Origin of the sequence: Streptomyces sp. NPDC007157 (assembly GCF_040634235.1) — a bacterium.
GTDB lineage: Bacteria > Actinomycetota > Actinomycetes > Streptomycetales > Streptomycetaceae > Streptomyces.
Map to the genome: position 1 here is coordinate 224,352 of NZ_JBEYFE010000003.1, position 13,881 is coordinate 238,232.

The 13,881-nt window shown below is 73.8% G+C and carries 10 protein-coding genes; 6 read left to right on the top strand and 4 right to left on the bottom strand.

Annotated elements, in window-relative coordinates; translation table 11 throughout:
- Nucleotides 1-128: 128 nt before the first annotated feature.
- The 3 genes from ABZ642_RS06560 to ABZ642_RS06570 form a co-directional block, all read right to left on the bottom strand.
- Nucleotides 129-449 (bottom strand): DUF6479 family protein, encoded by a 321-nt coding sequence (locus ABZ642_RS06560; protein WP_360478121.1) that lies wholly within the window; start codon nt 447-449, stop codon nt 129-131.
- Between the two features lie 157 nt (nt 450-606).
- Nucleotides 607-1,359: a YoaK family protein gene (locus ABZ642_RS06565; RefSeq protein ID WP_360478124.1), complete on the bottom strand. Its 753-nt coding sequence runs from the start codon at nt 1,357-1,359 to the stop codon at nt 607-609.
- 111 nt (nt 1,360-1,470) lie between these two features.
- On the bottom strand, nt 1,471-2,412 hold the full coding sequence (locus ABZ642_RS06570) for a LysR family transcriptional regulator (protein WP_360478127.1): 942 nt from the start codon (nt 2,410-2,412) through the stop codon (nt 1,471-1,473).
- A gap of 223 nt (nt 2,413-2,635) precedes the next feature.
- Between ABZ642_RS06570 and ABZ642_RS06575 the strand changes: the two genes are divergently transcribed.
- From ABZ642_RS06575 to ABZ642_RS06585, 3 genes are all read left to right on the top strand, one after another.
- Nucleotides 2,636-4,276, top strand: a complete 1,641-nt coding sequence (locus ABZ642_RS06575; protein WP_360478130.1) for an MFS transporter — start codon at nt 2,636-2,638, stop codon at nt 4,274-4,276.
- A gap of 62 nt (nt 4,277-4,338) precedes the next feature.
- Nucleotides 4,339-5,292 (top strand): alpha/beta hydrolase, encoded by a 954-nt coding sequence (locus tag ABZ642_RS06580; RefSeq protein WP_360478133.1) that lies wholly within the window; start codon nt 4,339-4,341, stop codon nt 5,290-5,292.
- A gap of 53 nt (nt 5,293-5,345) precedes the next feature.
- Nucleotides 5,346-6,260, top strand: coding sequence for a squalene/phytoene synthase family protein (locus ABZ642_RS06585; RefSeq protein ID WP_360478136.1), 915 nt, complete (start codon nt 5,346-5,348; stop codon nt 6,258-6,260).
- Between the two features lie 23 nt (nt 6,261-6,283).
- Here ABZ642_RS06585 and ABZ642_RS06590 read toward each other — a convergent pair whose 3' ends face one another.
- The gene (locus ABZ642_RS06590) at nt 6,284-7,132 is read right to left on the bottom strand and encodes an RICIN domain-containing protein (protein WP_360478139.1); all 849 of its coding nucleotides are present in this window, start codon (nt 7,130-7,132) and stop codon (nt 6,284-6,286) included.
- Nucleotides 7,133-7,456: 324 nt separating this feature from the next.
- Here ABZ642_RS06590 and ABZ642_RS06595 point away from each other — a divergent pair, with 324 nt between their 5' ends.
- From ABZ642_RS06595 to ABZ642_RS06605, 3 genes are read left to right on the top strand one after another with little or no spacing between them, the layout of a single operon-like run.
- On the top strand, nt 7,457-8,092 hold the full coding sequence (locus ABZ642_RS06595; protein WP_360478142.1) for a sigma-70 family RNA polymerase sigma factor: 636 nt from the start codon (nt 7,457-7,459) through the stop codon (nt 8,090-8,092).
- Complete coding sequence (locus tag ABZ642_RS06600; protein WP_360478145.1) at nt 8,089-9,267, top strand: hypothetical protein; 1,179 nt, start codon at nt 8,089-8,091, stop codon at nt 9,265-9,267. Before ABZ642_RS06595 ends, ABZ642_RS06600 begins: the two co-directional genes overlap by 4 nt.
- Nucleotides 9,268-9,318: 51 nt before the next feature.
- Nucleotides 9,319-13,857, top strand: a complete 4,539-nt coding sequence (locus ABZ642_RS06605; RefSeq protein WP_360478148.1) for an FtsK/SpoIIIE domain-containing protein — start codon at nt 9,319-9,321, stop codon at nt 13,855-13,857.
- The last annotated feature ends 24 nt before the right edge of the window (nt 13,858-13,881 follow it).

Sequence of the window (13,881 nt, forward strand, 5' to 3'; positions counted from 1 at the left end):
CGGGGCCCCCCCCCCGCCCCCCCGGCGGGTGGGGTGCCCCCCCGGGGGCCCGGGGCCCGCACGGGCCCGGGACCCGGGTCGTCACTGCACGCCGCTGCCGCACTGCGGAAGAAGCCGCCGGAGCCGGGCTACCAGCGGGGGCGGGTCTGGTTCTCGCCGGACCTGCTGGGGGCGTTGCCGAGCTGGTGCGGGGTGAGTCGGTCACCATCGCTCCCGGCCCGCGGCACCTCATTCGGCTCGCGCATCTCGCGCTCTTCGCGCACGGGTCCGGTGCGGGGCAGGGTGGGTTGTTCCGAGCGCCGGGGCGGTGCGGATTCCCGTCGCCGTACCCCGATACCGAGCCGGACGGCCCCCACCAGCGCGGCCACCACGAGCAGACCGCAGACGACGACCACGATCATCCCCACCGCCGAACCGGCGGCGGCCAGTTGTTCATGAGTCCTGTACATCGGCCCCGGGTACCCACCTCGGGGTGGCGGACACCCGGGAGTGGCCCGGCGCCGGAGCCTCGGCAAGGTGACGGCGCGCTGCTTCTTCCTCTTCGCCGGGCTGCTCGCGGCCGGGTATGCGCAGGTGGCGCTGCGCGGACCACGCCCGGGGCTCAAGTCACACCGGGGCGCTCCAGCGAGCGTCCGAGCGGGTCAGGGCGAACGCGTCGAGCGTGCTGCCCGCGAGGAGCACGGTGGCGAGCAGCAGCGGCAGGGCGGGGGTGCCGTGGCGGACGGCGAAGGCGCCGATCAGGGCCCCGGCGAACATCGCCAGCACCGACAGGGCGCGCCGGCCGGTCTTGCCTCCGCCGCCTCCGGCGGCCCTGCTGTCGGAGGCCATGCCGGTGATGGTCAGGGTCAGGACGGTCGTGGTGAGGTCGGGCACGGCGAGCGCGCGGGCGGTCGCGTTCTGGATGCCCATCGCGAGGCCGAGGAGCGCGATCAGCGAATACCGGGTCCCGGCGGTGTCGAGGGGGGCGCCGTACCGGGCGACGGCGTAGGCCCCCAGGAACAGGACCGTCTCCACGACGAGCGCCAGGCGCAGGACGCGGCCGCGGTGCGCGCGGGCCCGGTGCGCGATCCGGCCACCCACCAGGGCGCCCGCGCCGAAGGCGGCCAGCGCGGCCAGCGACGCCGCCAAGGAGAACCCCGCGGCGCCCGCGAGCGCGAAGCCAGAGAAGACCACGTTGCCGGTCATGTTGGCGACGAAGACATGGCCGAGCACCAGGTAGCTGAAGGCGTCCACGAGGCCGGTCACCACGGTGAGGGCGAGCATCAGCGGGGGCAGGGGGCCATGGCGGTCCGCCGGGTCGGGCAGCACGGTCGCCCGTGCCTCACGGAGTACGGGCTGGACGGCATCCTTGATCGACATGGCGGTCCCCTCGGGACTGGAGCGAAGCCGCGGCTCGCGCGGTGCGTCCTCTCCAGCCTCCGGGCACCCCGGTCCCCCTGTCCAACATATGGATCCGGGGGCAGCGATCGGTCATACCGATCGATCGCCGCCGTGGTGTTCGAGGACTTCGAGAAACGCCTCGGCGGCCGGAGCCAGCCGGCTGCCGTCGTACGCCACGCAGATGTGGTGCACGGCCTCGTCGTCCGTCAGACGCAGCATCCGCGCGCCCCGGGGCAGTTCGTCGGCGGCGTCGAGGCCCAGTACGGAGCCGGGGCCGACGACGGTGGACCGGGGTACGACGGTGACGCCCACCCCGCGTGCGGCCAGCCGGATCATGTCGTGGATCTGGCCCACCTCGAAGTGCTGCCCCGCCTCCGCTCCCGCGCGGGCGAAGGCCGCCTCGACCTGGCGGCGCAGGCCGCTGCCCCGCGTGAACTGGATCAGCGGATGGCTGTCCGGCAGTTCGGCCAGGTCGATGGCCTCCCGGTCCGCGAGAGCGTGCTCGCGCGGTACGACGGCGACCAGCGGAGCGCTGCCCAGCGGCCGGTGGTCCAACCCCTCCGGCACCTGCCGGGCGGCGAGTCCGACCACCCCGACATCGAGGGTGCCGGCGAGGACCGCGGCGGCCATCCGGGAGCTGGGATCGTTGGAGACGCGCAGGTCGACGCCGGGATAGCGGGCGCGGTAGTCGGCCAGCACCTCCACCATGTCGAAGGGCACGGCCATCGTCTGCACCAGGCCCAGCCGGAGCCTGCCCCGGCGCAGACCCGCCAGTGCGTCGAGGGCGGCCTGGGCGTTGTCGACGTCGGCGAGGATGCGCCGGGCCCGCGGCTCCAGCAGCTCACCGGCGGCGGTCAGCCGTACCGAGCGGCTCGTGCGGCTGAACAGCGGGGCGCCGACGCCCTTCTCCAGCCGGGCGATCTGCTGACTCAGCGCCGACTGCGCCACATAACAACGCGCGGCGGCCTGGGTGAAGTTGTGGGTCTCGGCGACCGCCAGGAAGTACCTCAGATGCCGCAGCTCCATGGACATCAATCTCTCCCACCGATCGGTCGGGGTCAATTCATGCGCCAGGCCGATGCCGGGCGGCGCCCGCACGGCACCACCACGGCTCGGCTCCCGCGCGGCACGGCGAGATCGTCGGCGTTCGGCGGATGATCTCCGGGTCTGCTTCTGACAGGCTTACGGCGTTCCGGTCCGGTGGCGGTGTGGGCGGGCCGGGGCGCCCGGGACCCAAGCCTCGCGGAGCGGTGACATGGCAGTGCGCACGAAATCCGACCCGGGCCGCGGTTCACCGGGGTCGGAGTCGGCCTGGGCACCCCTGGCCCTCCCGGTGTTCCGGGCCCTGTGGATCGCGCAGTTCGTGTCGAACGTCGGCACCTGGATGCAGACCGTCGGCGCCCAGTGGCTGCTCCTCGGCCACGGGGCCACTCTGGTCACCCTCGTCCAGACCGCCTCCAGCCTGCCGGTCGTCCTGCTGGCCCTGCCCTCCGGGGTGCTCGCGGACCGCTTCGACCGGCGCCGGCTGCTGGTGGTCGCCCAGCTGGCCATGTGCGCGGTGGCCACCGTCCTCACCGTCCTGGCCTTCGCCGGCACGCTGTCCCCCGGACCGCTGCTCGCCCTGACGTTCCTGCTCGGCTGCGGCACCGCCCTGATGGGCCCGGCCTGGCAGGCGATCCAGCCGGAACTGGTCGCGCGCAGCCAGCTGGGCGAGGCGTCCGCGCTGGGCGCGGTGAACATGAACCTGGCCCGGGCCATCGGACCGGCGATCGGTGGTGTGCTGGTCGCGGCGGCGGGCGCGGGCTGGACCTTCGCCTTCAACGCGGTCTCGTTCCTGGGCATCGTGATCGTCCTGCTGCTGTGGAAACGGCCGCCGGCCCCGCCCGTCCCGGCCGCCGAACGCGAACGGTTCCTCACCGCCCTGTACGCGGCCCGTCGTTATGTACGCAACGCTCCGGGCGTCCGGCGCGTCCTGCTGCGCACCGCCCTGTTCATCCCCGGCGCGGCCGCCGTGTGGTCCCTGCTGCCGCTGGTCGCCGGCGACTCGCTCGGCCTGGGCTCCGGCGGCTACGGCCTGCTCCTGACCGCCGTCGGCGTCGGCGCGGTCAGCGGCGCCTTCCTGCTGCCCCGGATGCGCAAGGTGCTCGGCGCCAACGGCACGCTGGCCGCCGGAGCCGCCGTCTTCGCCGTGGTGCTGGCCGTCCTGGCCACCGTCCACGTCACCTGGGTCGTCGCGCTCGCCCTGCTGCCCGCCGGGCTGGCCTGGATCGGGGTCCTGTCCACCCTCAGCGCCGCGACCCAGACCCGGCTCCCCGGCTGGGTGCGGGCCCGGGGCCTGGCCGTCTATCTCCTGGTCTTCCAGGGCGGGCAGGCGCTGGCCGCACCGCTGTGGGGCGCGCTCGCCCAGTGGCTCGGGCTGGCCACCGCACTGCTGATCGCCGCGGCACTGCTGCTGCTCGCCGCGGCCAGCGTCCCGTTGTGGCCGCTGTACGACGCCACCCGCATCGACCCGACCCCGTCCGACCACTGGCCGGCCCCTCCCCTGGTCTACGAGCCCGGCCCGGCCGACGGCCCGGTCCTCGTCTCCGTCGTCTACCACGTCGCCCCCGCCGACGGCGCCGCCTTCACCGCCGCCATGCGGCAGGTGGCCCACTCCCGGCGCCGCACCGGGGCGCTCACCTGGGGTCTGTACGAGGACGGCAACGCGCCCGGCCGCTTCATCGAGAACTACCTCATCGGCTCCTGGGCGGAGCATCTCGCCCAGCACCACACCCGGCTGACCGAGACCGACCACCGCTTCGAGGCGACCTCCCGGGCCCTGCTGCTGCCCGGCACCGAGCCGGAGGTCACGCACGCCTTCGACGCCACCGCCACGGTGCGAGACAGCATGACCTGAACGCGCGTCGACGGCAGTACCGGACACGGTGACCGAAGATCGTTGCGCGTACGCTCGGGCACATGGTTCAGCATCGATTGATCGACGTGAACGGAATCCGGCTGCACATCGCCGAAGAGGGTTCCGGCCCGCTGGTCGTGCTGCTGCACGGCTTCCCCGAGTCATGGCACTCCTGGCAGCACCAGTTCGGCCCGCTGGCCGCGGCCGGCTTCCATGTGGTCGCCCCCGACCAGCGGGGCTACGGCAGCAGCGACCACCCCGAGGACGTGGACGCGTACAGCATCTTCCACCTGGTCGGCGATGTCGTCGGGCTGATCCGGGAGTTGGGCGAGGAGAAGGCGTTCGTCGTCGGGCACGACTGGGGTGCGCCGGTGGCCTGGCACACCGCGCTGTTCCGCCCGGACCTGGTGCGCGGGGTGGCCGGACTGAGCGTGCCGCCGCCGTTCCGGGGGACGAAGCCGCCGCTGCAGGCCATGGACGAGATGTTCGGTGGCCGCTTCTACTGGAACTACTTCGACCGGCCGGGTGTCGCCGACGCGGAGTTCGCCCGCGACACTCGCACCACGCTGCGGAAGTTCTTCTTCTCGGCCTCCGGTGACAGCGGTTCGGTCGGGCAGCCCCTGGTGAATCCCGAGCGCGGCTGGCTCGCCGACATGCCGGATCCCGAGCGGCTGCCTTCGTGGTTCACCGAGGAGGACCTGGACGCCCTCACCGAGAGCTTCTCGCAGGGCTTCACCGGGGCGCTGAACTGGTACCGCAACCTCGATCGCAACTGGGAACTGACCGCTCCCTGGCAGGGTGCCCGCGTCACCCCGCCTGCGCTGTACGTCTACGGCGACCGTGACTTGGTCCCGGCGTTCCCCGGTACGCCCGAACTCATCGAGCGGCTGCCCGTCCTGATGCCCAACCTGGTGCGCGAACCCCTCAAGCTGCCTGGCTGCGGCCACTGGACCCAGCAGGAACGCCCGGACGAGGTGAACGCGGCGCTCGTCGACTTCCTCAAGTCCCTTTCCTGAACGCTCTTCCGCGGTCGGGCTCCGCGGTCCGCGCCTGCCTCTACGATCTTCTCGTGAGCGCGTGGAATCAGAGCCTGACCGCGGCCGGGATCCGGGATCCGGAGCTGCGGCGGGACTACAGCACCCAACGGCGCATGGTCCGGCGGTATCGCCGGAGCGCCTACCTGGCCTGCCGGATGCTGCTGCCGCCCGCGGTGCAGCCCCATGTGGTGGCCGCGACGGCCGTGATGCACCACGGGGACGGCCTGCTGGACAGCGGTCCCGAGGCGGGGCGTGCGCAGGCGTGGGCCGACTGGGAGCGACGGGTGCGTGCGGGGCTGGAGACGGGGACCAGTGACGATCCCCTGGTCCGTACCCTCCTGCACACGGTCGCCGCGCACCCCCGGCACCGGGAGGTCGTGGAGACCTGTCTGGCCACCGCCTCCGCCGAGTTGGAGTTCACCGGCTTCCAGACCGAGGCCGACTACCAGGACTACCTCGACGCCTACTCGATGCCGGCCTTCCTGCTGATAGGCGCGCTGCTGGGCCCCGAGACCGACCCCGGCGGACGGTTCCTGGCCGGCTGCCGCAGGCTCATCGACGGCAGCCAGCGGCTGGACTTCGTCAACGACCTCGCCGAGGACCTGCGGGAGGGCCGGCCGGGTATCCCCGCGGAGACCCTGAAGCGTTTCTCCGTCACGGTGGAGGACCTCGCGGCGGGCCGGGCCTCGGCCGGTCTGCGCTCGCTCGTGGCACACGAGGTCGAGACCGCGCGGGCCGACCTGCGGTCGGCCCGGGAACTGCTCGAAGTGATGCCGGCCGCCCACCGCCCGCTGGTGGGCACGCTGATCGAGATCGAACTGCTCACCGCCGACGCCGTGCTCGCGCCCGGCCACGACGTATTGCGCGGTTCGGCGTCACCGTCCACGGCGGGCACCCTCAAGCTGGTGTTCGGTGCCCGCCGCCGGGCGGTGCGTGCTCAGCGGTAGCAGCTGGTGACGCCCCGGGCAGGTCAGCCCTTGTGCCACTTCTGGTTGGGGGTGCCGGCGCAGGTCCACAGCTGGAGCTTGGTGCCGTTGCCGGTGCCGTTGTCGGTGACGTCGACACACTTGTCGGCCAGGGAGCTGACCAGGTCGCCGGCCGAGCTGAGGTAGAACAGCTGGGCGCGGTTGCCGCTGCACTTGGCGACCTGGATCGCAGTGCCGTTGGCGGTGTTGCCCCAGGCCAGGTCCATGCACAGGCCGAGCGAGCGGATGGTGCCGTCGGACTTGAAGACCCACTTCTGCTTGGCCGCGCCCGAGCAGTCCAGGATCTCCAGCCGGGTGCCGTCCCCGCCCGCGTTGGTGACGTCGACGCAGCGGCCGGACGGGTTCCCGATCAGTGCCACGCCGGGGACGGGGGTGGTCTTGGTGCCCCCGCTCGACGAGGAACCCCCGGAGGAGGACTTCCCACCCGAGGACGACGACTTTGAGCCGCCCGACTTCGAACCGGACGAGGTGGAGCCCGAGTGCGTGCCGGAGTCCGAGTGCGAACCGGAGCTGACGGATCCGCCGCCGGACTGCTGCCCGGTCGAGCCGCCGCCCGTGCCGCCGCCGGACCCGGAGCCGCCGGAACCGGCCTTGGCGGGCTTGTGCGAGGGGGTGTGGGACGGCGTCGACGACGGGGACGGCGACTCCGACGTGCTGGACAGCGTTGTCGGCTCCCCCGGCGCCACCGCCGCGGCCGGTGTGGTGTCCGGGTCCGGGAAGAGATCGACGTGGCTCAGCACCGGTACGGCCAGGGCGACGACGACGGTCAGTCCGGCCGCCGCGGCCACGGTCGCCCACACCCGTACGCCCGGCACCAACCCGCGGCGGGGCATCGTGGGACGGCTGGCGAAGGTGTCGCTGAATCGTCCCGCCGGACTGCCGGGCCGTTCCGCCGGGGGCCGGGGTTTACGAAGGGGCGGCACGTCGTCTCCTGAAGGTCTCGTGAAGTTCTCGGAACGCCCGGAACGAGCGGGACACAGGAACAGTAACCAAGGAGGGGCGCAGCTCCGGACGCCTGTCCACGAAGATCCCGCCGAACGTCACCTTCCGTCCACCTATGCGGAGTTGCCTGTGACGAACTTGTTGAAGTCCACAGCAATGGTGACTTCGGGAAGTTCCGTTTTTCGCGCTAGCGTTCGTGCCTGAAGCGTTTCACAGTGACACAGAGCGACATCGCAAGACAGCACAACAGCACCACCCGACACCGGAAGGCGGAGGCATTGGGCCTCATCGACCATGACCGCGCCGACGGCGCGGACCGGACGCTCGGCCTCCTGCTCGCGGAGCGCGACAGCCTGCGCCGCTTCGTGACCGGCATGATGGGGCGTGACCCCCACGGCGCGGAGGACGTCGTCCAGGAAACCCTGTTGCGGGCCTGGCAGGCGGCCGGCCGGCTGGACTGGCGCGACCGGCCCATCCGCATGTGGCTGTTCCGGGTCGCCCGCAACCTCGTGGTCGACACCCGGCGCCGGGACCGGACCGTGCCGGTGGGGATCACCGCGGCGGACTTCGGCGGTGCCGCGCCGGCACCCGTGCCCGACCACGCCGAACAGGTCGGTGACCGCCGGATGCTGGTCTCCGCGCTGCGCACGCTGGCTCCCGCCCACCGCGAGGCCGTCGCCCGGGTCCATCTGCTGGGCCAGGCCGGCGACGACGTGGCCCGCCAGCTCGGGTTGCCCCCGGGCACCGTCAAGTCCCGTACCCATCACGGCATCCGCGCGCTGCGCACCACCCTCGAATCCCACGGCTGCCACCCGGCCGGAGCAGAGAGACTCCGGGGAGAGACGCGATGACCTCCGACACCATCACCACCCTGCTCGGCCTGGTCGGCCTGCTGGTTCTCGTCCTCGCCGTCACCAGCTGGCTGGTCCGGCGCGGCGGCGGCTGGAAGGCCCTGTGGCGCCGCCTCCGGCGTGAGATCACTCTCACCGTGCGGGCGTTCACCGGTCCGGTCCGCACCGAACTGCGCTACCGGCGCGGACTGCGGCTGCTGGTCCGGCTGCTGCGCGACCCCGCCGTGTGGGCCGACGCCGAGCGGGCCACGGCCCTGGCCGCGTCCGTCCGCCCGGGGGTCCGTCCCTACGGTGTGCTGGCCGGGCCCGAGTGGATGGCCGTGCTGGTCGCGGCGGACGGCGACGCGCTGCGCGAGCCGCCGGAGCCCTGGGCGGCCGACGAGACCGATCCGCGGCTGTGGTGGATCGACCGCACCGATCTCACGGACGACGCCGAACACCCCGCCGCGCCGCTGCTGGTGTGCGTGGGGCACGACATGGGACACGCCGTGCTGCTCGACCTGCGCTCCGGGCCGCCCGCGCTGTCCGTGTACGGCCCGCCGCGCGCCGCCCGTACGGCTCGCGCCGTGCTCCAGGCGCTCGCCGCGCAGGTGGACGCCCGGCTGCCCGAGGGGCGGGTCGCCATCGCCGCCGGGGTGCACCCCCGGCATGCGGGGGCGACGGCCACCGCCACCGTCGGGCAGCCCGGCATCGAGGTCGCCGTGTGCGCCGACCCGCTGGAGCGGCCGCTGCCGTCGGGGGTGCGGCTGCTGAGCCTCGGGGTGGCCCGGGGCCGCACCCGGCTGCTGGAGATCGCGCCGGACTCGACGCTCACGGCGCACGGCGCTCCCGCCGCCGCCCGGGTCGACGTGCTGCCGCTGTCGCGGGCGGTGGCCCGGACCCTGTCCGCGCTGCCGCCGTGCCCCGACCGCCCGGACCACGAGGTCACGCGTCCGCAGGACGTCACCTCCGCCGCCGACCCGGACCTGCTGCCGGACGAGCCGGACCTCGACGCCGGCGCGGCGCCGACCGCCGGGCCGACCGGCGTCTCGGCCACCCGGCCGGCCCCCGAGCCCGAGCCGGCCGCCGTGCCGGTACCCGCTCCGGCTCCGGCGGCCGAGAGCGACGACGACTTCGCGGAACCGAGCACCTCCGGTGCGGCCGGTGTCTCCGCGAGCTCGCCGCCGGCGCCGTAACCGCCGTACCCGTCCCCTGATTCCGCACGAACGACCGCCCGGCTGGGAGCCGTGAACCTCACCATCACCACCGTGGACGCCACGGACGGACAGCGCCGCGACCACCAGGTCCGGCTGCCCTCGAACGCGACCGTCGGCGATCTCGCCGCCGCCCTGACCCAGGACGAGGCCGCCGCCGGCGGCGCCGACTGGGCCACGGCCGGCGCCCCGCAGGCGCGCAACCTCTACGCCGACGGCCACCGGCTCGACCCCGAGACCCGGGTTTCGGGCAGCGGCATCCGCGACGGCGGCCTGCTCGGGCTCGGCGGCCCGGCCCGCCCGGCCGACCTGGTCCGGGTCCATGACGACAGCGACCAGGACGGTGTCCTCGCCGAGGTGCACATCGTCTCCGGGCCCGGCGCCGGGCGCACCTGGCGCCTCGGCCCCGGCAGCCACGAGATCGGCACCGACCCGCTGTGCGCCCTGCGGCTCGACGCCGGCGCCGGGGTGCCCGAGTCCGGGCTGTGGGTGACGGTCGGCGCGGACGGCTCCGCGGCCTGGCACCGCACCGACGACGAACCCGAGGCGGCCGTCCGGGCCCGGCTCGCGTCGCCGCCGCCCGACGACGCCATCACCCAGTTGCGCAGGCCCCGCCCCCAGCCGCCGCGGGAACGCCCGGCGGGGCCGGGCCCGGTGCCCTGGCCGGCCGGTGAGGATCTGACCGTGGGTCCGGTGCTGCTGCGGATGAGCGCGCCGGTCGAGGCGGACGCGGCCGTGACCCCGTCCGCCGACGGTTACGGCGTGGACTACAACCGGCCGCCGCGGATCGCCCCGCACCTGGACGCCGAGCGGGTCCGGCTGCCGCAGCCGCCGTCGCCGCCGCAGAAACGGCCGTTCCCGACCGTGATGATGATCTCCCCGATCGTCCTCGGCCTGTTCATGGTCAGCATCTTCAAGTCGTACTACTTCCTGGTCTTCCTGTTCCTCAGCCCGATGATGATGCTGTCGAACTGGGCGACCGGCCGGCGTGCCGCCCGCAAACAGTTCCTGGAGTCCGAGCGGGCCTACGAACAGCGCCTCGACGTCCTTGAGAAGCAGGTCCGGGACGCGGTCGTCGGCGAGCGGCGGGTCCGCGACAAGACCGGCCCGGACCCGGCGGCCGTCGCCCTGATCGCCACCGGTCCCGGCGGCCGGCTGTGGGAGCGGCGCCGACGGGACCCGGATCACCTGGTGCTGCGCCTCGGCACGGTGGACCAGCCGTCGGTACGGGAGCTGGAGGACCCGGCCCGGGACGAGAACCACCGCTCGATCCGCTGGAACATCCCCGACACGCCGATCGGCGTCGACATCACCGCGCACGGTGTCGTCGGCATCGCCGGTCCGGCGACCGAGGTGCAGCCGCTGGCGCGCTGGCTGGTGGCGCAGGCGGGCGTGCTGCACAGCCCGCGGGACCTCAGGGTCGTCATCCTGACCGAGCCGGACCGGGTGACGGACTGGGCGTGGACCCGCTGGCTGCCGCATCTCAAGCCCGGCACGGCCGGCGGACCGATGGTGCTGATCGGCAACGACCCCGAGTCCACGGCCGCCCGGATGAGCGAACTGGTCTCCCAGGTGCAGGCGCGCCGCCGGCAGGCCGGCAACGACCGTGACGTGGTCTTCACCGAACCCGACGTGCTGGTGATCGCGGACGGCGCCCGGCGGCTGCGTGACGTGCCCGGCATGGTCCAGGTGCTCACCGAGGGCCCGCGGGTGCGGATCTTCAGCGTCTGTCTGGACGAGCAGGAGCGGCTGCTGCCCGAGGAGAGCACCGGTGTGGTCCTCGCGGCCGACGGCCGGCTGACCGTGCGGCGCCCCGGCGCGCCCGACCTGCCCGCCGTCCGTGCCGACCGGGTCTCTCCCGAGTGGTGCGAGCAGTTGGCCCGGGCGCTGGCCCCGATCCGGGACGTCAGCCCCGAGCACGACGCCGGACTCCCCCAGCGGGTCCGCCTCCTGGACCTGCTGGAGCAGGAACCGCCAAACGCGCAGGGTCTGTTGGAGCGCTGGCAGCGCGACCCCGCCAGCACCTCCTTCCTCATCGGCACCGGCTTCGACGGGCCGCTCTCCCTGGACCTGGTGCAGGACGGCCCGCACGGCCTGGTCGCCGGTACCACGGGTTCCGGCAAGTCGGAGCTGCTGCAGACGTTCGTGGCCTCGCTGGCCGCCGCCAACCGGCCCGACGAACTCACCTTCGTGCTGGTCGACTACAAGGGCGGCAGCGCCTTCAAGGAGTGCGCCCACCTGCCGCACACCCTCGGCATGGTCACCGACCTCGACGCCCACCTCGTGGAGCGGGCCCTGGAGTCGCTGGCCGCCGAACTCCGGCGCCGGGAGCAGGTGCTGGCCGCCGCCGACGCCAAGGACCATCCGGAGTACCGGGCCAAGCGGGCCGCAGATCCCTCGCTGGCGCCGCTGCCCCGGCTGCTGCTGGTCATCGACGAGTTCGCCACCCTGGTCCGCGAGGTCCCCGACTTCGTCCCCGGGCTGATCAGCATCGCCCAGCGGGGCCGCTCGCTCGGCATCCACCTGATCCTGGCCACGCAGCGGCCGGCCGGTGTGGTCACCGGTGACATCCGCGCCAACACCAACCTGCGGATCGCGCTGCGGGTCACCGACCAGACCGAGAGCCAGGACATCATCGACGTCAAGGACGCCGTCGACATCTCCACCGCCACGCCCGGCCGGGCCCTGGTGCGGCGCGGACCGCGGCAGGCGGATCCGTTCCAGACCGCCTGGGTGGGTGCCGAACGCCCCCGGGAGAACCCGGCCGCCACGGCCGAGCCGGAGGCCGGTCCCCGCAAGCCCGTGCGTTCGGTGGACGTGGGCTGGGACGCGCTGGGCCGCCCCGCCGGACTTCCCGCGGAGACCCGGACGGTGACGACGTCGGCCCCGCAGGGCCCGGCGCCGACCGACCTCCAGGTCCTCGTCGAGGAGATCCGCTCCGCCGCCGACCTGCTGGACGACTTCACCCAGCAGCCCAGCCCCTGGCTGCCTCCGCTCCAGCGCCAACTGGTCCTGGACGACCTGGACGAGCTCGGCGCCACCCGCGACGGCCGCCTGGTCGTCCCCTACGCCCTGGAGGACGTCCCGCAGCTCCAGCAGCGCCGGGTCGCCGTCGCCGACCTCACCACCTTCGGGCACCTGTACATCATCGGCGCGCCGCGCTCCGGGCGTACCCAGGTGCTGCGGACCGTCGCCGGTTCGGCGGCCCGGGTGGCGAGCACCGCCGACGTGCACCTGTACGGCATCGACGCGGGCGGCGGCGGCCTCACCGCCGTCGGTGCGCTTCCGCACTGCGGCGGTGTGGTCTCCCGGCACGACCTGGAGCGGCTCGGGCGGATGCTGCGCCGGCTGAACCGGGAACTGACCGAACGGCAGGACCTGGCCCAGACGCACAGCGCGACCGGTATCGCGGAGCTGCGCCGGCTGCTGCCGAAGGCCGAACGGCCGGCGCACATCATACTGCTGATCGACGGCTGGGACTCGTTGCAGGTCATCCTCGACGAACACGACCACGGCCAGCTGCTCCAGGAGGTCATCCGGCTGATGCGCGAGGGTGCCGCCGCCGGCATCCATGTCGTCGCCACCTCGGAACGCTCACTGCTGGGCGGGCGGATGGCCGCGCACAACGACCACAAGCTGCTGCTCCGCCAGGGCGACCGCAGCGACTACCAGGCCGTCGGCATGATGCCGAACAAGATCCCGGCCGACATCCCGCCCGGCCGCGGCTGGCATGTGCTCAGCGGCACCGAGACCCAGGTGGCGCTGCTCGCCGCCGGCGGCGGTACCGAGCAGGCGGAGGCGCTGCGCTCGATCGGCGAGAGCGCCCGCAAGCGGGACGCCCAGGTGCCCGAGGCCCGGCGGCCGTTCCAGGTGGCGGTGCTGCCGCGCTCGGTGGAGTTCGCCGAGGCCTACGAGAAGGTCCAGGCGGCCCAGCGGCGGCCGTTGTGGGGTCTGCTCGGTGTCGGTGGCGACGAGGGCGGTCCCGTCGGCACGGACCTGGCCGGCACCGCCTCGGCGTTCGGGGTGTTCGGCCCGGCCGGGTCGGGGCGCAGCAACACCCTGGCCTCGATCGCCGTGTCGCTGCTGGCCGGGGGCACCTCGCTGGTGGTGCTCACCCCGCGTGAGTCGCCGCTGCGCGCCCTGGACCGGCATGCCACCGCCACCGTGCTCACCGAGAGCGACCCCTCGGCCGACACCGTGCGGGCGGCGCTGGACGCGCTGCCCGGACCGCGGGTGGTGATGATCGACGACGCCGATCTGCTCACCAACTCGGCGGCCGACAAGGTCCTCAAGGAGCTCGCCGTCTCCGGTCGCGACCAGGGTCTCGGCCTTGTCTACGCGGCCTCCGCGGAGGGTTTCCAGAGCGGTATGAGCGGCTGGACCCTCGCCGCCCGGCGGGCCCGGAGCGGTCTGCTGCTCGCGCCGAAGAACCTGTCCGAGGGCGATCTGGTGGGCCTGCGCCTGCTGCCCAGTGTGGTGCGGGCGGCGACGCACCCGGGCCGGGCCTGGACGGCCGGCCCCGGCGGCACCCTGCTCGCCGTCCAGGTGCCGCTCACACCACTGCGCGCCTGACCGGCACCGCGGACAGCGAGAGGG